This is a genomic window from Wenyingzhuangia sp. IMCC45574 (assembly GCF_054182685.1).
Genome location: NZ_CM135169.1, coordinates 3576372 through 3601982 on the forward strand (window position 1 = coordinate 3576372; position 25611 = coordinate 3601982).

The following is a 25611-nucleotide window of genomic DNA, read 5'->3' on the forward strand; positions in this document are numbered from 1 at the left end:
GTGTTTTACATTGGATGTAGCAGCCGAAAATTTTCTTGATAAAAATTAGCTAGAAAAGGATAGATTTAAGGAAATCTATCCTTGGGGTATAGAAATTAATCTTTAGGGGTAGATTAATAATATCATACTTTAGTACCACGAATATAGATTTTTTTTTTAATTCATGTGGAAAAAATATACATCATGTATGTATATTCGTTTTTGATGTGTTTTTTAGATTGATATTGTTTAAGTTTGATTAGCTGTTCTAAGCTTTTAATTGTTCTGATAGCGTACATATGTTCGATTTTGATACCAATGTTTCTTTTTTAACAGGCATAGGGCCTGCCAAAGCTGCTGTACTCCAAAAAGAAATGGGAGTGTTTACGGCCAATCAACTATTGAATTTATTTCCCAATAGGTATGTAGACAAATCTAAAATATACACCATACGCGAATTATTACCCAATCAGGCAGAAGTACAGTTAAAAGGAATAGTAGTAGATATAAAAGAAGTAAAGCAAAAAAGAGGTTCTCGTTTGGTAGCTAGTTTTAAAGACGAAACCGGTACAATGGAACTGGTTTGGTTTAGAGCTTCTAGATGGTTAAAGGCGAGTATAAAAGTAAACGAACCGTATATTATATATGGTAAAATAAACTTTTTTAACGGTTTGTTTAGTATGCCTCATCCAGAAATGGAGTTAGAAGCCAATTATAAAAGAAGCTTGTCTCAGGGGTTGCAAGCGGTATATCCTTCTACAGAAAAAATGAGTGCCAAGGGATTTAATAACAAAGTAATGGGGAGAGCCTTGGAGCATTTGTTAAAAGAAGCATACCCTTTTATAGAAGAAACCTTGTCTCAGGAAATTTTAGACGATTTAGGCTTGCTGCCTAAAAAAGATGCCTTGTTTAATATTCATTTTCCTAAAAGTCACGAATTATTAGCACAGGCCAAAAAACGATTAAAGTTTGAGGAGTTTTTTTACATACAAACACAACTCATCAGAAATAAGTTTATAAGAAAAGACAAAATAAAAGGTTTTGTTTTTGAACAAGTGGGCGAAAAATTCAATTCGTTTTACAAATCGGGCTTACAATTCGATTTGACCAACGCACAAAAGAGAGTACTTAGAGAGATTCGTGCAGACATGGCAAGTGGTGCACATATGAATCGTTTGCTACAGGGAGATGTGGGGGCAGGTAAAACCATTGTAGCCTTACTTTCTATGTTAATAGCTTTGGATAACAATTTTCAGACAGCCATTTTAGCACCCACAGCTATTTTAGCAAGTCAGCATTATTTGGCAATTTCGGAATTAGTAGCTCCATTTGGAATTACGGTAAAGTTATTAACCGGTGCTACCCGTGTAAAAGAAAGAAGAGAAATTCATGCTGGTTTGGAAAGTGGAGAACTAGAAATTTTAGTAGGGACACATGCCATACTAGAAGACAAAGTGGTGTTTAAAAATTTAGGATTGGCTATTATAGACGAGCAGCATCGTTTTGGAGTGGCCCAACGTTCTAAAATGTGGATGAAGAACACCTTGCCACCGCATGTATTAATTATGACTGCCACTCCCATACCCAGAACCTTGGCCATGAGTGCATATGGAGATTTAGACGTTTCTATTATAGACGAATTACCACCAGGAAGAAAACCTGTACAAACCGTACATCGTTTTGATAGTGCTCGTTTGCGTGTGTTTAAGTTTATGCGAGATGAGATAGCAAAAGGAAGACAGGTCTATGTGGTATATCCATTAATAGAGGAATCCGAGGCGATGGATTATAAAGATTTAATGGATGGGTATGAAAGCATTCAACGTGAATTTCCCTTACCAAAATATAAGATTAGCATTGTGCACGGGAAAATGAAACCCGATGATAAAGAGTTGGAAATGCAACGCTTTGTAAAAGGAGAAACACAAATTATGGTGGCTACTACGGTTATAGAAGTAGGAGTAAATGTACCCAATGCATCGGTAATGGTAATAGAAAGTTCCGAGCGTTTTGGACTCTCTCAGTTACACCAGTTGCGTGGTAGAGTAGGACGTGGAGCCGACCAGAGTTATTGTATTTTAATGTCGGGCGTAAAACTATCTAACGACTCTAAAACTCGTTTGGAGACCATGGTGCGCACCAGTGATGGTTTTGAGATTGCCGAAGTAGATTTAAAATTAAGAGGGCCAGGGAATTTAATGGGTACGCAACAAAGTGGGGTGCTCAACTTAAAAATTGCCGATTTGGTAAGAGATTCTAACGAGTTACATATGGCAAGAAACAAGGCTGTAGAGGTGTTGCGAGAAGATCCTAATTTAGCATTGCCTCAAAATTTACCCATAAAGAAGACCTATGCACAAATACACAGAAGAACCAGTATTTGGGCGAATATAAGTTAACGTAGCGAGAATTATCGCAACAGATTGTAGTAGTAAATAATGAAACGAATCGTAAAAAAGACAATGGTAATTTTTTTGTTTATAATTGTAGGTCTGGTAATTGGTTATTTTTTATTCACCAATTATTATCCAAGTTTTGGAGGTGATATAAGTTCAGAACAAAAAGAAATATTTAAAACTTCTCATCAGTACAAAGAGGGGAAGTTTAACAATACCAATCCAGTTCCCAAAGAATTAAGTTTTATGGAAACTCTAAAGTTGGCATATACATTTTTTACCACTAAGGTGCCTAATGGAAGACCTAAAGAAGCTTTGGCTGTAAAGAAAATAAATGCAGATGCTATAGAGAGCTACCAAGGAGATGCTCGTATGGTCTGGTTTGGACACTCATCTTTTTTACTACAGATAGATGGAAAAAACATTTTATTAGATCCTATGTTTGGTAAAGTTGCTGCTCCACATCCTTTGTTGGGAGCAGATCGTTTTAACGAGGAGTTTCCTGTAAAGATTGATAGTTTACCACAAATAGATGCAGTGATTTTCTCGCACGATCATTACGACCATTTAGACTACGAAACCATTGTGAAAATAAAAGATAAAACCAACCATTTTTACTTGCCTTTGGGAGTGGGAACGCATTTAAAGGCATGGGGAGTGCCTGCAGGTAAAATAACGGAATTGGATTGGTGGAAAGAAACTACTTTAGATGCTATAAAGTTGGTGTGTACACCGGCTCAACACTTCTCTGGTAGAAAGTTTAACAACGGACAAAGTACGCTGTGGAGTTCTTGGGTAATTACATCTAAAACGGAAAATATTTATTTTAGTGGAGACAGTGGTTATGCCAAGCATTTTAAAGAAATAGGAGAAAAGTACGGTCCTTTTGATTTGGCTTTGATGGAATGTGGGCAGTACAATAAAATGTGGTCTGATATACATATGATGCCCGAAGAAACTGCGCAAGCGGGTGTAGATGTAAAAGCTAAGAAGCTAATGCCTATTCATTGGGCAGGATTTAAATTGGCTTTACACGACTGGAAAGATCCCATTCAGCGTGTTACAAAAAAGGGGAAAGAGTTAAACTTGCCAATTATTACCCCAGAAATTGGAGAAGAAATTAAAGTAAAAGACTCCATCTCAATTTATGACAATTGGTGGAAAGATCTTTAAATATGAATGGCCTACTTGCATAACATCAATTTTAAATCTGTTAATTGTTAATAGAACATTATCATTAACCAATTAATCATTGCACATTGCTAATTGAAATCGTAAATTTGCGCACTTAAAAGAATTTTTGAACAGATGAAAATATCGTACAATTGGTTAAAACAATTTATCCAAATTGACTGGGAGGCTGCTAAAACAGGAGAGTTGTTAACAGATCTTGGGTTGGAAGTTGAAGGAATTGAGAAGGTAGAATCTATCAAAGGAAGTTTAGAGGGAGTTGTAGTAGGAGAGGTACTAACTTGCGAAAGACATCCTAATGCAGATAAATTAAGCGTAACTACGGTAAATGTTGGCGGAGAGGCTCCAATACAAGTAGTATGTGGTGCACCTAATGTTGCTGCTGGTCAAAAAGTACCTGTAGCTACTGTAGGTACCGTATTGTACGATGACAAAGGAGAAGGATTCAAAATTAAAAAAGGAAAAATTAGAGGAGAGGAAAGTCATGGAATGATTTGTGCTGAAGACGAGTTAGGTCTAGGTTCTGGTCATGATGGTATTCTAGTATTAGATGAAGATGTAGTACCTGGAACTCCTGCCGCTAAGGTTTTTAATATAGAAGTAGATGAGGTTTTTGAAATTGGTTTAACACCAAACAGAGCCGATGCTATGAGTCATATTGGAGTTGCCAGAGATTTAAGAGCTGGATTGTTACAACAAGGAATTAAGAAGGAGTTAATATCTCCATCGGTAAGTGATTTCCACATATACGAACGTTTGTTAAAGTTCGATTTACATGTAAAGGACTTTGATAGATGTCCTAAATATGGAGGAGTGGCTATTAAAGACGTAAAAGTTGAAGACTCTCCAGAATGGTTGCAAAATAGATTAAAAGCAATTGGGGTAAAACCAATTAACAATGTAGTAGATATTACCAACTATGTGTTACACGAGTTGGGACAACCTTTACATGCTTTTGATGCCAATAAGATTAAAGGAAATAAAGTAGTGGTTACTACTTTAGATGAAGGTACTAAATTTACCACCTTAGATGAGGTAGAGAGAGAGTTAAGCACAGAGGATTTAATGATTTGTGATGCTGAGGAAACACCACTATGTATAGCGGGAGTGTTAGGAGGTTTGGAATCTGGAGTTACAGATAGAACTACTTCTATTTTCTTAGAGGCAGCGTACTTTAATCCTGTATCGGTTCGTAAAACAGCTAAAAGGCATGGTTTAAATACCGATGCTTCTTTCCGTTTTGAAAGAGGAATAGATCCTAATATTACCAAGTATGCTTTAATTAGAGCTGCTTTGTTAATAGAAGAAATTGCAGGAGGTAAAGCAGTATCTGATGTAGATATTGTATATCCAAATAAGATTGATGATTTTGAGGTGTTTATGTCTTACGAAAACGTAAGTAGAGTTATTGGACAGGAATTACCAAGAGAAACAATTAAAAATATTTTGGCTTCGTTAGAAATTAAAATTAATAGCGAAACAGAAGGAGGTTTAGGTTTGGTAGTACCTGCTTATAGAGTAGATGTTCAAAGAGAAGCAGACATTGTAGAAGAAATTTTACGAGTGTATGGTTACAACAATATCGAGTTTTCTCACAAGTTAAACACTTCTATAGAGTCTTCTATTTTTGATGGTGTAAAAACAGAGAATACAATAGCAGAGCAGTTAAGAGTACAAGGTTTTAACGAAACCATGGCCAACTCTTTAACAAAAGCTTCTTATGTTGATTTGTCTGACAATTTGAATGCAGAGCACAATGTAGAAATGTTAAATCCTTTAAGTAGCGATTTAGCAGTGATGAGACAATCTTTATTGTTTAGTGGATTGGAGTCTGTAGCTTATAACATCAACAGAAAAAACAACGATATTAAGTTCTACGAGTTTGGTAAAACATACCATAAATACGGAGAAAAATACGACGAAGCAAAACACTTAACATTATTTGTGTCTGGTAACAGAAGCAAAGAATCTTGGGTAGACACTACTAAAGCAACAGATTTCTATTACATAAAGGCTATTGTAACTGGAGTTTTAGAAAGATTAGGACACAGTAACTTAAAGACAACTCCTACTAAAAACGATGTGTTTTCTGAAGGGATTACTTTAGGGTTAGGGAAAATGAATTTGGTAGACGTGGGTATTGTAAGTCCAAAAATCTTAAAAGAATTTGGGATAAAGCAACCTGTATTCTATGCAGATTTTAATTGGGATACCATTTTAAAAGTATCTCAAAACAATAAAATGAAAGTAAGTCCTTTACCAAAATATCCATTGGTAAAAAGAGATTTAGCCTTATTGTTAAATAACGAGGTAGCATTTAAAGATTTGTACAATGCAGCTTTCCAATCGGAAAAGAAGTTGTTAAAAGACGTAGATTTGTTTGATGTGTACGAGGGAGACAAGTTGCCTAAGGGTAAAAAGTCTTATGCATTGAGTTTTGTGTTACAAGATGAAAACAAAACGTTAGAAGACAAACAAATAGAAAAGATAATGAGTAAGCTTCAAGGTTCGTTCGAAAAACAGTTTGAAGCATCCTTAAGATAAATTAAAAAGCCTTTACTATTTTGTAAAGGCTTTTTTTATAACCGGATTCTTGCCAATAGAATCCAAATAAAGTTCGTAAATTTGCACAAATTTTAAGCAGGGCATATGAGTTTATACAAGTCAATTATTCGTCCAATCTTTTTTCAATACGACCCTGAAAAAGTTCACTATTTTGTTTTCGATACTGTAAAAGCATTGTCTAAAATACCCGGAGTTCCTGCGTTAACTAGAGCTTTTTACAAAGTGAATCATCCTAAGCTTCGCAGAGAGTTGTTTGGAATTAATTTTGAAAATCCGGTAGGTTTAGCAGCTGGGTTTGATAAAAATGCTGTACTGTTTAATGAGTTAGCAGATTATGGTTTTGGGTTTATAGAAATAGGTACTGTTACTCCTAAAGGACAAGAAGGAAATCCTAAAAAGCGTTTGTTTCGTTTAAAGGAAGATGCAGGTATTATCAATAGGATGGGGTTTAATAATCTTGGAGTTACAGAGATTGTTAAAAACTTAAGAAATAACAAAGGAAAAGTAATCATTGGAGGAAATATTGGGAAAAACACCAACATTCCAACAGAGCAATATACGCAAGACTATTGCGAGGTGTTTGAAGAGTTACATCCACATGTAGATTACTTTGTACTAAATGTAAGTTGTCCTAACGTAAGCAGCCACGCTAAATTAGAAGACAAAGATTACTTGTTAGAGTTGGTAGCTGCAGTGCAGAAAATTAACAACACTAAGAAAGAGCAAAGACCTATTTTATTAAAAATAGCTCCAGACTTAAATCACAATCAGTTAGATGAGATTATAGAGTTGGTTGCAGAGACTAAGTTAGATGGGGTTATTGCATCTAATACCTCTGTAAACAGAGAAGGTTTAAAGGCTACAGAAGAACAATTAGCAGCTATTGGAAACGGAGGATTAAGTGGAAAGCCTATTAAAGATAGAAGTACGGCAGTTGTAAAATACTTAGCAGAAAAGTCTAACAAAGCATTTCCTATTATAGGAGTAGGAGGTATTCATTCTGCAGAAGATGCTTTAGAGAAAATAAAAGCTGGTGCCGATTTGGTACAGGTATATACTGGATTTATATACGAAGGCCCATCGTTAGTTAAGAAAATTAATAAAGCGATTTTAAAGACTTTATAAAATGACACCAGAGCCAACTTATTCATTTATTGTTCCTGTGTATAACAGACCGCAGGAAATTGATGAGTTGTTATATAGTTTAACAAAGCAAGAGTTTCATAAACCTTTTGAAATTGTAATTGTAGAAGATGGTTCGGATTTTCCGGCTAAAGAAGTTGTAGATACCTATCAAGATCGTTTAGATATACAATATTTTGTTACCCAAAATGAAGGAGCGGGAATGGCTCGTAATTTTGGAATGACACATGCGGATGGAAAGTATTTTATCATTCTAGATTCGGATGTTTTGGTACCAAGTAATTACTTAAAAAGAGTACACAAAGCATTAAAAGAAAATTATACCGATGCTTTTGGAGGACCCGATGCAGCACATCCTACTTTTACCAATCTTCAAAAAGCAATTAATTTTTCTATGACCTCTGTAATGACAACTGGAGGAATAAGAGGGAAGAAAAAGAGTGTGGGTAAGTTTCAGCCCAGAAGCTTTAATTTTGGAATCTCTAGAAAAGCTTTTGAAAAGACAGGAGGTTTTTCTGAGATGAAATATGGAGAAGATATTGATTTAACATTCCGTTTGTGGAATCATGGTTTTGAAACTCAATTGATAGAAAAAGCATTTGTATTCCATAAAAGAAGAACCAGTTTAGATGCCTTCTTTCAACAAACACATAAGTTTGGAACAGCAAGACCTATTCTAAATAAAAAGTACCCAGGTACAGCTAAAATTACCTATTGGTTTCCAAGTGTTTTTATTCTTGGTTTTATTAGCGCTTCTATTTTATTTATGGCAGGGTATTGGCAGTTAATTATAGCCTATTATCTGTATTTTACACTATTGTTGATGAATGCACTTTTAGTGACTAAAAATGCCGCAGTAGCTTTTTTAACGATTATTACCACTTTAATACAAATGGCTGGCTATGGTTTTGGTTTTCTAAAGAGCCAGTTTGGAGTGAAGGGTTAAATATGGATTAAAAATTAATCATTTACCATTGATAATTATCCCAGTATTTTAGTCTCAAAACCATCAATACTTTGGGTGTTTTTTTCTTCCCAATAATTCTCAATTTTCTCTTGGCCTTGTTTTTCTGCCCAGTCTTTCAATACGGTTCTATCTTCTTTAAAATCCATAAATGGGACAGCAAATCCACAAGAACTTTGTACCAAGTCTATATCCATAACAATAACTTGTCTAGATCCTGCTGTGGTTGGAAATAAAGAAATATACTCTTGGTATTCTACATCTCTTGGGTGGTATATTTTAGCGGTTCCATAGAGCCTTAAAATAAGAGGCTTTCCCTCAAAAGCACAGAACATAATCGTCATTCGGTTACTTTTTAACAAGTGAGCAGCAGTTTCATTTCCACTACCTGTTAAGTTTAACCAAACTATTTTGTTAGCATCTATCACCCTAAAAGAGTCCATTCCTTTAGGAGATACATTTACATTACCTGTGGCTGCTGCAGTACCTACAAAAAAGATAGGTTGTTTTTTTATGAATTCTTGATGTTCTTGTCCTATTTCAGCATATTTTTTTCCCATAGTTGTAATTTCTATTTACAATAATAAAGCTACTATAAATTTCCTAAGCTTTAATAGTTAATTATGTTATAACTGTTTTAAAGTAACTTTAAAGATGTTGTTTTTTTTCTCAAATGATTTTTAACAGGTAAAAGAATGCTGTTTAAGTTTTTTGATTTAACAAATGATTAGTAAGTTTGTTTTTTATTAACCCCCAGTTCTAAAATATTTTTAGTATCTTAAAGAGAAAAAATTATGAGAGAAAAAATGACCTATTTTATTCTTATCCCCGCGTATCGTGGAGTAGAATTCGTATTTAACAGTTTCGGAACATTGATTAAGTCCTTTTCTGGCATGAGTGCTAAAGGAAAACAATAGAAAAAAAGAAAAGCATGTTATTAAAAATAACATGCTTTTCTTTTTTATTTTTCAAACAACACCACACTTTCTATGTGTGAAGTATGTGGAAACTGATCTACCAAACTCATTTTAGAAATTTTATAACCAGCATTCATTAGCGTTTCTGTATCTCTAGCCTGTGTGGCTGGGTTACAAGAAACATAGACCATTCTACTGGCACCTAGTTGAATTACTTTGTTCAAGGTTTTAGGAGCAATTCCTGCTCTTGGAGGATCTAAAACAATGGTTTCAATTTTTCCTTTGTATTGTGGGTATTGTAGTAGAAATTTTCCAACATCAGCAGCGTAGAAATCTACCCCTTTAATATTGTTTCTTTCTGCATTCTTTTTAGCATCAACAATAGCTTCTTCTACAATGTCAACTCCAATAATCTTGGTATCGGTAGTTTTAGATGCTAAAATTTGACCAATAGTTCCTGTTCCGCAGAACAAGTCCATTACAATTTTACCGTTTACAGTTTCTGCTTTTTCTAAAGCATAGTCTATTACTTTGGTGTATAACTTTTCTGCAGACTTAGGGTTGGTTTGAAAGAAACTTTTCATAGAAATTTCAAAGTTCAAACCAAGAAGGTTTTCTACAATAAAATCTTCTCCAAAAACAATTCTTTCATTCCCCGTAACAGCAAGTGTTCTGTCTCCAATTTCGTCGTTTGTAGTGTGGATTAGTCCTGCCAAACGACCGCCAAACAATTCTTTTAACAAGGCAACAAAACCGTCCATATCGAAGTGAGAAATTAGGGGACTGGTAGTTACCAAATTGCATAGGATTTGGTTGGTTTTATAAGATTTACGAACTACAAAATAACGAAAGAATCCTTTCTTTTGTGGTGCGTGCCATGCTTCTAAGCCAGAGGCAATACAAAACTCACGAATTACTTTTAAGTTGTCTTCTATTTTGGGATCAAATAAACCAGAGTCTTTGTCTAAGTTTTCTGTACACCACCAAGTTCCTCGTTTTTTAAAACCTAGAGCAAACTCATCAACATCTGTTTTTTGTTCAAAGTCATAACGAATGGCAGAAAAACCATATTCCATTTTGTTTCTGTAATGGAAAGCTTCTGGTGAACTAATAAATTCATCAAATAAATCTTCTATGTTTTCAACTTTCCCAATACGCTTAAACAATTCAAGTGTACTGTCTTTTTTGTATTCGTGTTGAATGTCAATAGGTAATTTAATATATGGAGCTCCAGGAATAATTTGGTAAGGCACCTCAACTTCTTGTTCAGAAGGTTCTAAAACTTCAAACAACTTAGCTTCTGCATAGCGTTTGCTCGTCTTTTTAATTTGTGCTTTTACAGTTTGTCCCGGTAGTGTATTGGGAACAAAAACCACAAACTCACCTTCTTCATTTCTAATTCGTCCTATACCTTTTCCTCCAAAGGCATAATCTTCTATTGTAATAGAGATAATTTCTCCTCTTTTTACAAACTTATTTCGTTCTCTTCTTGGCATGCCGCAAATGTACTTCTAAGTTTTTAAAGTTTAAAAGTTGCAGGTTGAAAGTTTTTTAAGAATTAGATTATTGAGGTCTCAGTACTAGTATCTAACTACTAATTCATAAAAACGATGTAAGCATTTAAAGAAGTAGCAATGAGCAACCAAATAAAATAGGGAGCTATCCAAAAAGAATTAAATTTAAGCGTTTTTAAGTTCTTAAATAAGAATAAAGAGACAACAAGACTTAACACTATAATAACCAACAACCCCAGTGTTGTTTGGTTAAGTGTGAAGAAAATAGGATTCCAACTGGTGTTTAAAATCCATTGAATAGCATAGAGTGACAGAATTCCTTTTAAGCCTGTAGCTACTTTTGTTAGTTTGGCCATGTAAACAGCAAAACAAATCATAATAGTGCTCCATGCAACTCCAAACATCCACCCAGGAGGTGTCCAAGGGGCTTTGTTAATGTTTTGGTACCAACCAGAGGCTACACCTGCTTTGGTTGATAAACTTCCAATCCAAAGGGCTAAAAAATTAAGAGCAAGGAATATTAGGAACTTTTTGAACATACACTATTCTTTGGGTATTATTTTATTGGTCAATAATAAATAATCCAGATAGTTCGTGATCAATTTGTTTTGACTACTTAGTAATTTTAACTCAGACTCAATTAACTTCTCTTGTCTTTTGTTGATTAAAAAGAGTGAACTCTCTCCAAATTCAAATCGTTGTTCTTCTGCTTTAAGAAGTCTAGCATATCCATCTACATTTTTCTCTAAAAAGAAAATTTGTTTAATTAAAGCTTCCTGATTTTGCTGGTTGGCTACTAACTTATTTTTTACTTCAGTCTTTTTGTAGGCAATATCATACTCAACATCGTTAATCTTATATTTACCTTCTCTTACTTTTCCTATTCCTTGTCTAAAAAGGATAGGGAAAGATAATTTTGCTCCCCATTTGTAGTCATTTGCATTAAAGGCAGGACGGAGACTTTCTTTTGTAGTTTCAAAAAGAGGGTTGTATTTTACCTTTAACTTAGGCTTTAATTTTTCTTTGTTTAATCGTTGTTTGATTTCTAATTGTTCTTTTTTTGCAACCTTTTCAGCAATAATTGGAAGTTTTTCCAAATCATCTTTATATTCCATCAATTCATTTTGAGGAATGGCACTTCTCTCTGGTCTAATAGTTTCTTTTAGTAGAATAGGTTGGTTTTTGTACCACATGTGGTTTTCTACCTTTAATTTTTTCTCTAGTAAAAGCTGTTTGTATTTTTCTAAGTTGATTAGGTTGTTTTGCAAATATACTCTTGCTTCTAAGGTGTCTATGGATGTTTTTTCCCCGCTTTCCAAAGATCTTTTGGTGTTATGTAGGTAAAGATAGCTCAGTTTTATGTTGTTTTGTAAAAACTCATAAGTTAAGGTGTACTGTTGCCAATCAGCATAGGCTTTAGAAGCTTTGTAAACGAGTTCGTTTAGCAATTGCATTTGTTGATTTTTAGCAATCTTTTGATACACTTTAGCTGCTTTTAAATCTGTTCTCCTTTGGTTTACTAGTAAACCTTGTAATAGATCTACTTCTACACCAGCATTCCATAAACCTCTGTATGTAGTTTTATTTTCTGGGTTTAAAAATTTTCCATTGTTGTTGCTAAAGCCCCCTACAACGTTCACTCCAATAGGAGTGGGTATGGTAATTTTGTTTTCAAAAATACTATAGTACTCCTTACCTTGAAAGTCTTTCTGATCTACGCTAGAAGTCAACACAGGGTCAAAACTACCTTTTGCATTTAATAGTTTTGCTTTGGCAACTCTTTCACGCAAATTGGCACTTTTAGCCAAAGGATGATGGTTTATTACGTTCGAAATAAACTCCTCGTAGCTTAATGTGTTTTCTTTGTCTTGGGCATGTATGCCAAGTGCAGATAGAAATACAACTATGTATGAAATGATTTTTTTTGTCATTATTTCACCGATTTAAGAGGTGCCTTTTGTTTTACTTCTTCGTCTTTCTTTTTATCTACATTTTCACCTTCTCCTTCTCTGTAGAAGTCTGCTGGGAAACCGTTTAAATTACGCCACAATTCGTAGTAAATAGGTACATCTTTTAATAAAATAAAAGTATAAGTTCCTGTTCCTATTCTTAAATCTTTTGGCCATTCTTTGTAAGAACTGTCTGGAGCTATTAAGACTCTATATTTTCCGTTTTTACTAATGTTTTGATCAATTGCAAAAATTTTACCTGAGAAAATTCCTGTAGATTTTTCTGGCCATCCACTAATTACAATTGCAGGCCAACCATCGAACCTTAACCTACAGTGATCGTTAATTTTTAATAAAGGTAAATCTTGTGGTTTTACATACACTTCTACTGCCAAATCGTAAGTAGAAGGCATAATGGTTAAGATATCTGTACCTTCTTTAATTAACTGCCCTGTACCTTTCTTTATGGTTTTGGTTATATAACCATTGGTAGGAGAGGTAATGTGATATAGGTTTTGTCGTTGTTGATAATTACTTAACTTATTTCTTAATTTAGACGTGTTAGACTGTGCTTCTAACTTAGAAGACAATGCACTTTGAATGTCAGAATTACTTTTAGCAATCTTTTGATTGTAGTCCTGAATAATAGAAGAAAATTCTATTTCTAAGTTGATCAACCCGTTTTTTTGATTTTCTAATTTGTTTTCTTGCGATAAGTACTTTGCATAATTCTCCTGATTCTTTAATTCTTTCTCTTGCAAGTCAGACAAAGATTTTAAGCCTTGCTTGTAAAGCTCTTGGGTACGCTTAAGCTGGTTGATTGATATTTTGTATTTTATTTCATACGCGTTTAAATCAATACTATCAATCTTAATTTTGTTCTTAGTTTGAAGTATTTTGTTTTTTACTTGCGCTAATTTTAATTCTTTACTTTGTCTAATAGATGAAAGCTGCTCTTTTAAAGCGATAATTTTATCTTCGTAAGAAGTAATACTTCCCGATTTAGCATCTACTTGCTCTTGAGTTCTTAGAACCAAATTAGGATCGAAGTAATCGTTTTTTACTTCGGAAATATATACTAAAGTGTCTCCTTTTTTAACATAATTACCTTCTCTTACATACCACTTTTCTAATCTACCCGAAATGATAGATTGTAAGGCTTGAGGTCTTTGTTCTGGAAGTAAAGTAGTTACATAACCTTTACCTTGTATGTTTTGTGTCCAAGGAACAAATAGTACAAATAATACCAATAACACTAAGAATATACCGTAGTAAATTCTTCTTTTGCTATCATCTTTTCCTTTAAAATGACCGCTAGTCTTAAAACTACTTAGCTTAACTAAATGACTAATTGAATTTTCAGAAATATTTAACATTGCTTATAGTTTAATAATTTTACTACATTGTTGATCCCAGTAGTGGTAATCTGCAATTATAATAGCTGTCCAACTTCTTTCTGGCGACATAATATAATCGATTATAGATTTTTTCTCTTCTCCATCTATAAAGTGTAGTGGGTCTTCTAGAAGTAACAAAGAAGGGTTTCCTATGAGTGCTCTGGAAAGAATAATTTTTTGAATAATGCTTCTTGCAATTCTTCTTCCTTGAGGGTCTAGTAATGTTTGCAGCCCTTCTGGTAACGCTTTTATGTATTCGGTTAAACTTAAAATGTCTAAAATTTCATCTAAGTTTTCTTTACTAATGTCTTTGTTTAGCACAATGTTTTCTTCTATTGTACCTTCAAAAATTCCAGAAGTAGGAACAGTAAAAGAAACTTTTTCGTAGAAATTTTCTAATTTGTAATAACTATCAGGTCTATTGTTATAGAGTAATTTACCATCAGACGGAGGTGTTATTCTAGCAATTACATTTAGTAACGTTGTTTTTCCTGAACCGGATTTTCCTCTTAGCAATACTTTAGATTTGGCAGGAATGCTAAATGATATTTTGTCTAAGGTATAATCTTCTGCTCCCGGATATTTAAATGATAAATCTTTTAATTCAATACTAACTCCTTCAGATGCATCTAAATTTGCTTTACCAGTACACTTGTCTAAGCTTAAATCTGTAACAAAACCTATTTTGTCTAGTGCAGTTAACACATCGTAAATTGTTTCTACCACCTTCATTATTTTCTCTACAGAGTTTATAATTAAAATGATAATAATTTCAGAAGCAACAAACTGTCCAATATTCATCTGTTGGTTAAATACCAAGAAACCTCCAAGAATTAATAAACTGGCAGCTACCCAAACTTTAAAACCAACAAAGAGTTTAAACTGTTGAATTAAAATTTTAAAGTGACTTTCTCTACTTTCTAAGTAGTTTAGGTTAATGTCGTCTGTTTTGTTTAAGTGTAGGTTTTTCTGACTATGAATTTTAAAGGTTTTAGTATTGTTCGCAATTTCCTCTATCCAGTGAGCCAAACTGTATTTGTATTTACTTTCTGTAATACTTGTAGCCAAACCTTTAGGTCCCGTAATTCTAAAAATTAGAAATATGATTAAAAATAAACTCAGCCCTAAAATAATAAAAGAGCTACTGTAGAATGTTAATAATACCAGACCAAAAATAATTTGAAAAGCTGCTAAGGAGAAGTCTATCAATATTTTTGGAAGCCCTTTTTGGATGGTCAATACATCAAAAAAACGGTTTACCATTTCTGGTACATGTATCTTATCAAAATTTAGTTGTTTTATCTTAGGAATACGGTAGGCAAATTCAAATGCAGATCTTGCAAAAATATCTTGTTGAATATCTTCTACAATTCTCATTTGATTGATTTGAACTTTACCGTTAATAGCAATACCAACGAGTACAAAGGAAACTAATACTACCCAAGAGGTTGTTAATTCTCCTGTTTGTAAATAGTTGATAATTGCTTGTATTCCAAGAGGTAAAGACAAGTTTACCAATCCGCTAACAATAGCATAGTAGTAAATTAGCCTTATCTTCTTTTTGTATTGTCTAATTAGAGTCCAAAAACGGACTAGTGGTGATGTTTCTGTAGCCATAGATGCTTTGTTGTTAGCAAACACTTAAAAAATAAAAATATAAAAAACCTATCAATAATTAGGCCGAAAAGCTTTGTATAATACTGTAATAAAATGGAATTCCTATAATAACATTTACGGGAAATGTAAGTCCCAGTGCCATAGGTAAGTAAAGTCCAGGGTTTGCGTTAGGGACACTTTCCTTCATAACGGCTGGAACGGCTATATAAGAGGCACTACTTCCTAATATAGCGAATAATAATTGATTTCCAGGGTTGTCTGTAATATAAAAACTGATGAATAATGTGATTAAACCGTGTACAAATGGCATTAACAATGAGAACACAAAGGGTTGAATTCCATTCTGAATTAAACTCTTAATGTGTTTTCCACTTTTAATACCCATATCTAGCAGAAAAACTGCCAAGAAACCTTTAAAAATATCTGTTGTAAAAGGTTCAATATCTGCGGCTTGTTTACTAGTAGCCATAGCTCCAATAATTAAACTACCTACTATTAAAAGCACACTACCATTGGTAACAGAGTGTAATACAATCTTTTTAAAATTGCTTTTCTCTTCTTTAGTTTTCTTAAAAATGTTAATCAGCGAAATTCCCACAATAATAGATGGTGCTTCCATAATTGCCATAATGGCAATCATATAGCCACTAAAACTTACCATTTCAAAATCTAGGAAAGAACAGGCGGTTACAAAAGTTACAGCACTTACAGAGCCATAAGAAGCAGCTATTGCTCCTGCGTTGTCTGCTCCTAATTTTTTTCTTAATAAAAAGAATGAAGTAATTGGTATTAGTAAGGCCAATCCTAGCGCTAAGATTACACTGTAGAGTACTTCGTAATTTAAGCCACTGTGAGACAATTCTTGTCCTCCTTTAAATCCTATAGATAATAAAAGATACATTGAAATGAATTTAGAACTCTGACTAGGTATTTCTAAATCACTTTTTATTTGCACGGCAATGATCCCTAGAATAAAGAATAATAGAGACGGATTTGTAATGTTTTCTAGAATAAGTTGATAATTCATAATTTGATTTTTAGAGGAAACACTTTTAGCGATTTAATGTTATCCGAATCTTTTGTTTAAATTAGATTGTAAATGATTTTTTGACTTTTGTTTTGTTTTAAATTGAAATAGCTGAGCTTTAATTGTTAGCGCAAAATTAACACGAAATATGTATTAATTTTTATTTAATGTTTTTATATTTGATATAAATATTTACTTATGAATTATACTTTACACCAATTGAAAGTTTTTTTAAAAGTTGTTGAACTTAAGAGTATAAGTAAAGCGGCTGTTGAATTACATTTAACGCAACCTGCAGTTTCCATTCAGGTAAAAAAATTACAAGATCAATTTGAGGTTCCTTTAACCGAGGTGATTGGTAAACAGCTACATATAACCGACTTTGGTAAGATATTATCTGTAAAGTGTAAAAAAATTATAGAAGTAGCCGATGAGATTAAGAGTACAGTGTCTCAATACAAAGGTTTGCTTACAGGTAAATTAAAAATTTCAGTAGTTTCTACAGGTAAATATGTAATTCCTTACATGATAAAATCGTTTATGGATATGTATCCTGGTATTGATATTTCTATAGACGTGTCTAATAAAACGAGTGTAATTAAACACTTACAGAGCAATACTACAGATTTTGCTTTGGTATCTGTTATTCCAGATGGATTGAAACTAAAGAGAATTGAGTTGATGGAAAACAAGCTCTATTTTGTGAGTAAGAATTCTGCTGAGAATGAAAATATTATAAAGAAGCCTAAAGACTTAGAAAAGGTAAATTTATTGTTTAGAGAAGAGGGATCGGCAACCAGGGCTGCTATGGAAGACTATTTAAAGCGACATAAGATTCAGGTGCTAAATTCAATGGAATTAGTTTCTAACGAGGCAATAAGACAGGCAATTTATGCAGATGTAGGTTTTTCTTTAATGCCTATTATTGGGTTAAAAGGTGGCTTAACTACAAAGGAAGTTAAGATTCACGAGCTAGATGATCTACCAATCATCACCAAATGGAATTTGGTGTATTTGGAAGAAAAAAAATTAACTCCAGCTCATGAAGCTTTTGTAAAGCACTTAATCGAAAAGAAAGACGAATTGATTTCTAAAAACTTTGATTGGTCTTTGGCTTATTGATTGAACATTTTTTCTACAATCTCAAATCGATATTTAAATATTTGATTTAGTTTTTTCTTGATAAATAAAGAATTTGCCACTGCTCCTAATATGCCAAAAGGAGGCTGATAGGTAACAATATCTTTCATGATGACACCGTTTTCGGTTTCTTCTAGAATGTGCTGATGGTGCCATATATTATAAGGACCAACTCTTTGTTCGTCTACAAAATAATGTCTATCTCTTACATGTGTAATTTCGGTTACCCATGTAGTTGGAATACTTAAAACAGGTTTTACAATATAACTAATAATCATTCCCTGGTACATAGGTTCGTCCCCGTTGTCAGAGGTAATATCGAATCCCATAAATTTTGGGGTGATTTCTTTTAAGTTTTTAGGAGATGATATAAAATCCCAAACAGTGTCTAAATCTGCTTTTATAAATTGTTCTCTTTTTAGTTGATAAAAGGCCATGTGTTTTATTTTTTTATTAAGCTGTTTTTTGCCCTCCTCGTAATTCTTGAAGTTTGGTTGCAATTTGCTCTGCTTCATACATTTTTTCGTCGCTTTTAGTTCTGTTTACAGAGGAGAGTTCAAAAGCTTCTTTTAATATTTTTTTATGTTCTTTTTCTAACTTTTCTAATGGAGATTTTTTCTTAAATAGTGAAAACATATGCTTATACTTTTAACGTTGACATTCCTCCGTCTACATGCATTACTTGTCCTGTAATCCAAGAAGCTTTAGAGGAGATTAAAAAACAAACCATTGCTGCTAAATCTTCTGGTTGCCCTACTTTTTTTAATGGATGCCTTTGTGCGTTTGCTTCTATTTTGGCATCGTTACTTAATAATTTTTTAGCTAAAGGGGTTTGTGTTATAGAAGGTGCCACGCAGTTGACTCTAATTGTGGGGGAGAGTTCTGCAGCCAAACTGCGTGTCAATCCTTCAATAGCTCCTTTAGAGCAGGCTACCTGAGTATGAAAATTATACCCTTGTTGCACTGCTACTGTAGAAAAGAGCACAATACTAGGTTGAATCCCAGCTTTTAATTTTTTTAAACAAAATTGTATCACCTTTATCGCTCCAACAACTTGCAGGTTATAGTCTGTTAGAAAATCGGCAGGTTTAATTCTGGCAAAAGGAAATAGGTTTATACTACCAGGACAATACACCAAACCATCTATGGCATCGGGTACAAACTCTAAATTCAATTCGTCCTGTGTTACGTCCAAAGGAAAGTAACTAACATTTTCTTGATCTTCTGGAGGTGTTGTATTATAGGTTCCAATAACCTTGTTTCCTTCAGAAGCTAATATTTTTGTGGTTGCTTTTCCAATTCCAGAAGAAGCACCTATTACTAAATAGGTTTTCATATTTTTCTTATCGTTTTGATATTTTATTTCCTGTAATCTGTCTTTGCAAGGAACATTTAAAGGTTCCTTTAGCGAATGTTCTCTTTTTTAAATGCTTAGTAGCTCTTCCTTGTACCCTTTTTCGCCACATTCTAAAGCTAGAAGCTTTCATCTCCTTTCTCATCAACTCAATTACTGCTTGCTCTTTTAATCCAAATTGGTATTCAATTGCTTCAAAAGGAGTTCTGTCTTCCCAAGCCATTTCTATAATTCTATCTATTTTATTTTCTGATAAATCCATTGCAGGGTTTTTATAAGGGGGATAGAGATTCGTTTCTAATTGTTAAAATTCTATTTATAAAAGAGATGTTGCTTTTGTATCTCTGGTCTTTTCTTAATTTGATAAAATTTCCATTGGCGTGAATACTAAACAAATCGCTATCAAAAAAAGACAATTGATAATAGGGTATAGGCCAAGAGTATCTGTCTAAAGATTGATTTAGATGTACTAAGATCCCCTTGGGCCTTAACTCTATATTTACATACTTAAGATCTTTTAAATCATTGAGGAATTCGTAGTACTTAGGACTTACTTGGGATAAAATCATTTTAGAAGAACCAATTCTTCCCATCCTAATTCTTTGCATAAAAGAAAAAGGAGTACCAACAATACGGTTGATTTCATCTCTGATTTTGTCATTTTTATAGCTCGTCTTATACAGCATCATTCAATGGCTTTGGTTCAATTACATGTTTTTCTATAATTCTTTCGTTTTCTTCCATTACCAATGGGTCATTTTTCATTTCCCATAGAATTTTTGTAGCCCTTTTTCTATTTTGCTTTAAATCTATAATAGGCATAGGGTAATCTATTCCCAATTTCATGTTGTACAGCCCTTGTTCTAAAGGTGACATTAGGTAAGGTTCGTGTATGTGTTTGTTTTGTAAATGTGCCAACTCTGGAACCCATTTTCTAATAAAATCAGCATTGGTATCGTGCTCGTATCCATTTTTAACCGGATTGTATATTCGCAAAGTATTTACACCTGTTTCGCCAGCTTGCATTTGTACTTGGGCAAAGTGAATTCCGGGTTCAAAATCTATAAACATTTTAGATAAATACACAGCACAGTCCTGCCATGGTTGCCATAACAAATGCGTAAAGAAAGAAACGATCATGGCACGCATTCTAAAATTTAAATAACCTGTTTCATTCAAACAACGCATAGAGGCATCAATCATAGGAATACCGGTATTACCTTCTTGCCAAGCAATTTGGTATTTCTGAGAAATGGCCTTTTTTAGTAATTGATAGCCTTTGTTTATACTAGAATCCTCCATGGTGTGTTCCATTTCGAATTTTTGAATGAAATGAGCTTGCCATTTTAAACGAGCGGTAAAAGCATCTAAATCTTTTTTGTTTTTACTAAGCGGACGTATTCCCTTGGCAGTTTTCCAAACTTGTCTTGTAGATAGGTTTCCCCATGCCAAATAAGGAGATAGTCTACTGCAAGATTCAGTGGCCTCTTTGGGTTTAGATATTCCTTTGTTGTAGTTAAGGTAACGATCTTTAAAAAAACTGTTTTCGTATTTTAAAGCTTCTGTAACACCTCCTCGCTGAATGCTGTTTTGATCTGGAGTTGCTAAATCTATTACTGTAAATTGTTTTTCTAGCTCTTCTATTTCGTGAATGGTCAATAGCTGATTCTTTGGGTTAAAAGGAATCAAAGGAGCATTCATATAATCTTTCCATTTGCCAATCCATCCTTTTCTGTTTTTAATACCTCTTAAAATTCCATTCCAAATATTTTCTTTCCATGTAATAAGGTTGTTATGACAATAGCGAGCTATTTTTTGGTCTCTATGATAGGTACACAATAGACCTGTTTCTTGATGCGAAAACAAATCTCTTATTACATAGTGTTGGTGTAGTTGGTTTAGAACAGCAGCTACTTCTGAATGTACTGCTAAAATCTTAGAGTTGTAAGGAATTAATAGTTGGTTTAAATCTGCTATAGATTCTTTAATAAAGTTCCAATGCCTTACATCGTAATGAGGATCTTTTATTAAAAAGTCTTCCATTACAAAAAGGAGTAATACTCTTTTTCCGGTGTTAACGGCATTAAAAATTGCTTCGTTGTCCTGTAGTCGTAAATCTCTTTTTAACCAAACCACAGCTAAAGGTTCTTTTGTGTACATAGGTTTAGATTTTGATTATGTTTTTTAGCATTCCGTTGAAAATGAAACCATGAAAAGGAAGTACAGCATACCAATACAAACGACCATACAAACCTTTAGGTCTAAAGATGGCTCTTTGGTATAATTTGTCTTGCAATACTTTAAATTCTAGCCAGGCCTCTCCAGGTAATTTCATTTCAGCGTAGAGTAATAATTTCTTTTCTTCTTTGTTGGCATATAGCACTCTCCAAAAGTCAATTACATCTCCTGTTTGTATTTTATCATCGTGGGTTCTCCCTCTTCTTAATCCAACTCCTCCGTATAACAGATCTATATAACCACGTATTTTCCATAGAATATTACCGTAGTACCAACCTGTATCTCCTCCAATAGACCATATTTTATCCATGGCTGTGTTTTCGTCTATTATTTTTGCATGTCTAATGTCTCTAAAGCAACCAAATTTTGGAGGATTGATGTGTTTACCAAAAGAGTCTGTTGCAATAGGGGAGTTTACTGCATCTTTCCAGCTAGATACAATTTCGTTTTGTTCTATTTTCTTAAAAGCACTTTTAACGGCTTCTTGGTAAGAAATAGGGACAATGTTAAGAATCTCGTTTATATCCGATGGTTTTGCAACTACCTCAACTTTCATACTATCTACTAAGCTTGTTGCTAGTGAATGCGTTGTGGTTGTAACAAAATAAAGCCAGTAAGACGAAAGCTTAGGTGTCATTACAGGAATGGTTACAATCCATCTTTTAAAGTTTCTTACTTTGGCAAATTGCAATAACATTTCTTTATAAGTCATAACCTCTGGTCCGCCTATATCAAAAGACTTGTTGTATAGTTTTGTTATTTTTATTGCCTTACTTAAAAACTGTATAACATCTACAATACCAATAGGCTGAGTTTTGGTGTTTAGCCATTTAGGAGTAACCATTACAGGTAGTTTCTCTACCAAATCACGTATAATTTCAAAAGAAGCACTACCGCTACCTACAATAATACCTGCTCTAAAAGTAGTTAGGTGGTAAGTTCCCTGACTAAGAATATCTTCCACTTTTTTTCTAGAACCTAAATGTTTAGATAGATTTTCATCATTTACAATTCCACTTAGGTAAATTACCTGTTCGCAGTTTGTTAAGTTTAGTTGATATCTAAAGTTATTGGCACAAATTTCTTCTAAAGTTTCAAAACCGTTTGCATCTGCAGACATAGAATGTATTAAGTAATAAGCTACATCTATATTGTTAGGAATGTTTTGTAAGGTTTCTGCTTTTAAGAAATCTACTTCTATAAAAGTTATGTTAGGACTATGTGTATATTCTTCGGGGGTTCTGTCTAAATCTCTTACACAGCAAACCAACTCGTGATTGTTTTGCAACAATACGGGGATTAATCTAAGTCCAATATATCCTGTGGTTCCTGTGATTAAGATTTTCATTTTTTTATTGCTTTATGCTGTAGGCTTTAGGCCATAAGCTTGTTTTTAAATTGTTGAAGCCTAAAGTTCATCGCTTAGAGCAGATAACTGCTTAGGTCTTTGATATGGTAAACGTTCTATTAAGTCGGTTTTTACATATCCATCCAAACCATTAATTCCAACGACTTCTCCTTTTGCTAAATCAACAAAACCGTCTTTGTGAATTAAGTCTTCTCTTACATATAGTTGTTGAATTTCTCCAATTACTAGAATGGTTCCATTTTCTTCTATTTTATACTCGTTTACGTATTTCATTAAGAGTTGCACAGGACTGTTTGCAACAAACGGAGTTGCACTTCCTGTTTTGTATTCCTCTTCCAAGTTGGTCACTTCAAACTCATTTACTTCAAACGGGTATTTAGCACTGGTATGGTGTGCATCTGTAATACTATTTTGGTGTATGTGATTTATAGAGTAATAACCATTCTCTTTGATATTGTCATAGGTGTTTCTTGCAACCGTAGTAGGTCTAAAAATCATACCTAACAATGGAGGAGCAGAGCCAAAGTGTACTACAGAACTAAATACAGATACATTTACAATGCCGCTGTTAGATATTGAACCTACTAAATTTGCAGACTTAATTCCGGTAACACTGTTTATTAAGTTGATTTTATAAAGATGCTCTAGCTCTTTTATTTCTTTGTTGCTAAATGTTTTCATGTATTAATACTTTAAATAGTTGTTAATAATGATGTCTTTTGCTTTTAAATCGTGCATTAAATTATAAAGCCCAAAAAAGGTTCTGTTTATGTATATAAAATGCTTAGATCCACGATTTCCATTCATGTTCTTTAACTCCTTGTTATCGTTAAATCGTTCGCTTAATTCTGCTATTTTTCCAAAGAATGTAGCATCCGAAAAATCGAAAACCTCCCCATGAAATGGTTGTGTAAATAAGCTTAGTAATTCGTGAAACAACGCTGTGAAATAAACAATCTCTTTATTATTATCGTTAGGAGTTAAGATCTCTAACTCGTACAATTTTTGCTGAAAAATATCTTTATTATCAATCACCTCTGGATTAGATAATTCAAAATAAGGAACATAAAATTCTTCGGGAATTTCTTTGGTACATCCAAAATCTAAGGCTACCAACTCATAGTTTTTAGAAATTAGAAAATTCCCTGGATGTGGGTCTGCATGTACCTTTTTTAAAGATCTAATCTGAAACATGTAAAAATCCCAAAAAGCTTGTCCTAGTTTTGTTCTAGTGGTTTCATCAATACTATCAATATTCAATTCAGACATATGTACTCCTTCCATCCAATCCATAGTTATTATTCTATCGGATGAGAGTTTAGGATAATAAGTTGGAAATTTTAAGTTGGGTATTTTTTTACAAGCTTCTGAGATTTCTATACTTTGTGCTACCTCGTGTATATAGTTGGTTTCTTCTATTAATTTATTTTCTACTTCTTTAAAATATTTGTCAGAACCTTCGCCTCTAATATTAAACATTTTAATAGCGATGGGTTTTACCAATGCCAAATCAGAACTAATACTTTGTGCCACTCCTGGATACTGTATTTTAACGGCCAATTTTTTTCCGTTTAAGGTTGCTTTGTGTACCTGTCCAATACTAGCAGCGTTTACAGAGTTTAAATCAAACGTATCGTATATTTGATTGGGGTTTTTACCAAAATATTTTCTAAAAGTTTTTAACACCAAAGCAGATGACAATGGTGGAACAGAGAACTGGGACAAAGAAAACTTATCTACATAAGCTTTAGGAAGGATGCTTTTTTCCATACTTAGCATTTGAGCAACCTTTAAAGCACTTCCTTTTAAATCTTTTAAACTATCATAAATATCAGCAGCATTAGACTTGTCTAAATTGTTTTTAGCTGCTGTGGCATCTCCAACGGTTTTTTCAACATTGTATTTAAGGTAGTTAATTCCAACCTTTGCTCCGGTGCTAATTAATTTAGAAGCCCGTTGTATTTTTCCTGTAGGTATACTGTCTAGTGTTTTCATAAGCTTATAAGGTTGGTTTTATTTTTTCTTTAAAAAAGAATTTTCCAAAGTCTATAATGTTTTTTAAAGGTGTTATGTCTAGTAAATCAAAACTTGCGTTTACAGATTTTTCTATAAAGATGTCTGTCTTTTCAAAACCAGCAGAAGTGTCCTCTATCCAAAACTTAAGAGTAAACAAGAGTTGGTTCCAAGCCATTTCTTCTATTCCTTTATTATTTAACTCATTTATTTTTTCTTTTTTAAAGTCTATTTTCTCAATATCTAATGCTTTAACAAATCCTTTAAAATGTGTTCTTAAAGGTTGTAGCATTTTAATTTTTTCTAAAATGTTTTTACTCTCTTTTAATGTTTGTATTACGTAGCTACGATTAGCTGTTAAAAGCTCAAAAAAGGTGTAATAGAAAACCAAAAGTTTGTTTTTTGCATCTAGGTGCTCAAAACTTTCGTCTTGTGAAATTAAATTGATGGTTTCTTTATAGAAAGTAGCATAGACATCCTGAGCAATACTTTCGAAAGAGTTGTAATGATCGTAGAATGTTTTTTCTTCGATGTTTAGTTCTTTAGAAAAACTATAAATGGATTTTGGTTGTGCTCCATGTTCTAGCACATATTCCATGTATTTTGACAAAATTTGTTGTTTGTTTATTTCTGTAGATTCCATAGTTGGCTGTTGTTTCTATTAAAATTACATCTAAACAAGGGGCGAATCAATTTTTACGAGACAAAAAAAGGAGGAGTATGTATGGTGTAAATGGTACTTTGTTTCCCTTGGTTTTATTGGGGCTGTACGGGATTTGTGATAAATAGGAAGCTGTTTTCAAAACTTTTGAAACAGCTAAAAATCCATTTTGTGGTT

Annotated in this window: 23 protein-coding genes; 6 read left to right on the forward strand and 17 right to left on the reverse strand. The window is 33.3% G+C overall.

Annotation, left to right across the window (positions count from 1 at the left end; all coding sequences use genetic code 11):
- The first annotated feature begins 278 nt into the window (after positions 1 to 278).
- From recG to ACXHHC_RS15340, 5 genes are all read left to right on the forward strand, one after another.
- On the forward strand, positions 279 to 2378 hold the full coding sequence (gene recG, locus ACXHHC_RS15320; protein ID WP_458227242.1) for an ATP-dependent DNA helicase RecG: 2100 nt from the start codon (positions 279 to 281) through the stop codon (positions 2376 to 2378).
- Positions 2379 to 2417: 39 nt separating this feature from the next.
- Positions 2418 to 3548 carry an MBL fold metallo-hydrolase gene (locus ACXHHC_RS15325; RefSeq protein ID WP_458227243.1) on the forward strand — a complete coding sequence of 377 codons (1131 nt, stop codon included), beginning with the start codon at positions 2418 to 2420 and terminating at the stop codon, positions 3546 to 3548.
- A 135-nt stretch (positions 3549 to 3683) separates the two neighbouring features.
- Positions 3684 to 6110, forward strand: coding sequence for a phenylalanine--tRNA ligase subunit beta (pheT, locus tag ACXHHC_RS15330; RefSeq protein WP_458227244.1), 2427 nt, complete (start codon positions 3684 to 3686; stop codon positions 6108 to 6110).
- Positions 6111 to 6215: 105 nt separating this feature from the next.
- Positions 6216 to 7256, forward strand: a complete 1041-nt coding sequence (locus ACXHHC_RS15335; protein WP_458227245.1) for a quinone-dependent dihydroorotate dehydrogenase — start codon at positions 6216 to 6218, stop codon at positions 7254 to 7256.
- Between the two features lies 1 nt (position 7257).
- Positions 7258 to 8220, forward strand: coding sequence for a glycosyltransferase (locus ACXHHC_RS15340; RefSeq protein WP_458227246.1), 963 nt, complete (start codon positions 7258 to 7260; stop codon positions 8218 to 8220).
- 35 nt (positions 8221 to 8255) lie between these two features.
- Here the strand turns inward: ACXHHC_RS15340 and ACXHHC_RS15345 are convergent, their stop codons facing one another.
- From ACXHHC_RS15345 to ACXHHC_RS15375, 7 genes are all read right to left on the reverse strand, one after another.
- Positions 8256 to 8798, reverse strand: a complete 543-nt coding sequence (locus ACXHHC_RS15345) for a pyridoxamine 5'-phosphate oxidase family protein (RefSeq protein ID WP_458227247.1) — start codon at positions 8796 to 8798, stop codon at positions 8256 to 8258.
- A gap of 401 nt (positions 8799 to 9199) precedes the next feature.
- Positions 9200 to 10651, reverse strand: coding sequence for a 23S rRNA (uracil(1939)-C(5))-methyltransferase RlmD (rlmD, locus tag ACXHHC_RS15350; RefSeq protein WP_458227248.1), 1452 nt, complete (start codon positions 10649 to 10651; stop codon positions 9200 to 9202).
- A gap of 98 nt (positions 10652 to 10749) precedes the next feature.
- Entirely contained in the window at positions 10750 to 11208 is a 459-nt protein-coding gene (locus ACXHHC_RS15355) for a TspO/MBR family protein (protein ID WP_458227249.1), read from the reverse strand.
- A gap of 3 nt (positions 11209 to 11211) precedes the next feature.
- The gene (locus tag ACXHHC_RS15360; protein WP_458227250.1) at positions 11212 to 12600 is read right to left on the reverse strand and encodes a TolC family protein; all 1389 of its coding nucleotides are present in this window, start codon (positions 12598 to 12600) and stop codon (positions 11212 to 11214) included.
- Complete coding sequence (locus ACXHHC_RS15365) at positions 12600 to 13994, reverse strand: HlyD family secretion protein (RefSeq protein ID WP_458227251.1); 1395 nt, start codon at positions 13992 to 13994, stop codon at positions 12600 to 12602. Before ACXHHC_RS15365 ends, ACXHHC_RS15360 begins: the two co-directional genes overlap by 1 nt.
- 3 nt (positions 13995 to 13997) lie before the next feature.
- Positions 13998 to 15632: a peptidase domain-containing ABC transporter gene (locus ACXHHC_RS15370; RefSeq protein ID WP_458227252.1), complete on the reverse strand. Its 1635-nt coding sequence runs from the start codon at positions 15630 to 15632 to the stop codon at positions 13998 to 14000.
- A 58-nt stretch (positions 15633 to 15690) separates the two neighbouring features.
- Positions 15691 to 16659 (reverse strand): sodium-dependent bicarbonate transport family permease, encoded by a 969-nt coding sequence (locus ACXHHC_RS15375; RefSeq protein ID WP_458227253.1) that lies wholly within the window; start codon positions 16657 to 16659, stop codon positions 15691 to 15693.
- Positions 16660 to 16857: 198 nt separating this feature from the next.
- On the opposite strand from ACXHHC_RS15375, the gene ACXHHC_RS15380 reads away from it, so the two are divergent.
- Positions 16858 to 17781: a LysR family transcriptional regulator gene (locus ACXHHC_RS15380; RefSeq protein ID WP_458227254.1), complete on the forward strand. Its 924-nt coding sequence runs from the start codon at positions 16858 to 16860 to the stop codon at positions 17779 to 17781.
- Here the strand turns inward: ACXHHC_RS15380 and ACXHHC_RS15385 are convergent.
- Genes ACXHHC_RS15385 through ACXHHC_RS15430 form a run of 10 tightly spaced genes read right to left on the reverse strand, consistent with a single transcriptional unit; the run spans position 17775 to position 25416 of the window.
- A complete protein-coding gene (locus tag ACXHHC_RS15385) occupies positions 17775 to 18236 on the reverse strand; it encodes an SRPBCC family protein (RefSeq protein WP_458227255.1) in 462 nt (153 codons plus the stop codon). The two genes, ACXHHC_RS15380 and ACXHHC_RS15385, sit on opposite strands and share 7 nt — an antisense overlap.
- A 16-nt stretch (positions 18237 to 18252) precedes the next feature.
- Entirely contained in the window at positions 18253 to 18435 is a 183-nt protein-coding gene (locus tag ACXHHC_RS15390) for a Lacal_2735 family protein (RefSeq protein WP_458227256.1), read from the reverse strand.
- A 4-nt stretch (positions 18436 to 18439) separates the two neighbouring features.
- Entirely contained in the window at positions 18440 to 19135 is a 696-nt protein-coding gene (locus ACXHHC_RS15395) for an SDR family NAD(P)-dependent oxidoreductase (protein WP_458227257.1), read from the reverse strand.
- A gap of 7 nt (positions 19136 to 19142) precedes the next feature.
- Positions 19143 to 19415 (reverse strand): TIGR03643 family protein, encoded by a 273-nt coding sequence (locus ACXHHC_RS15400; protein ID WP_458227258.1) that lies wholly within the window; start codon positions 19413 to 19415, stop codon positions 19143 to 19145.
- A 10-nt stretch (positions 19416 to 19425) separates the two neighbouring features.
- Positions 19426 to 19842 (reverse strand): hypothetical protein, encoded by a 417-nt coding sequence (locus tag ACXHHC_RS15405; RefSeq protein ID WP_458227259.1) that lies wholly within the window; start codon positions 19840 to 19842, stop codon positions 19426 to 19428.
- On the reverse strand, positions 19829 to 21313 hold the full coding sequence (locus ACXHHC_RS15410) for an FAD-binding domain-containing protein (RefSeq protein WP_458227260.1): 1485 nt from the start codon (positions 21311 to 21313) through the stop codon (positions 19829 to 19831). Before ACXHHC_RS15410 ends, ACXHHC_RS15405 begins: the two co-directional genes overlap by 14 nt.
- A 4-nt stretch (positions 21314 to 21317) precedes the next feature.
- Positions 21318 to 22739, reverse strand: coding sequence for an SDR family oxidoreductase (locus ACXHHC_RS15415; protein ID WP_458227261.1), 1422 nt, complete (start codon positions 22737 to 22739; stop codon positions 21318 to 21320).
- 60 nt (positions 22740 to 22799) lie between these two features.
- Entirely contained in the window at positions 22800 to 23441 is a 642-nt protein-coding gene (locus ACXHHC_RS15420; protein ID WP_458227262.1) for a flavin reductase family protein, read from the reverse strand.
- Positions 23442 to 23444: 3 nt separating this feature from the next.
- Positions 23445 to 24755, reverse strand: a complete 1311-nt coding sequence (locus ACXHHC_RS15425) for an ABC1 kinase family protein (RefSeq protein WP_458227263.1) — start codon at positions 24753 to 24755, stop codon at positions 23445 to 23447.
- Between the two features lie 4 nt (positions 24756 to 24759).
- The gene (locus ACXHHC_RS15430) at positions 24760 to 25416 is read right to left on the reverse strand and encodes a TetR/AcrR family transcriptional regulator (RefSeq protein WP_458227264.1); all 657 of its coding nucleotides are present in this window, start codon (positions 25414 to 25416) and stop codon (positions 24760 to 24762) included.
- Positions 25417 to 25611: the final 195 nt, after the last annotated feature.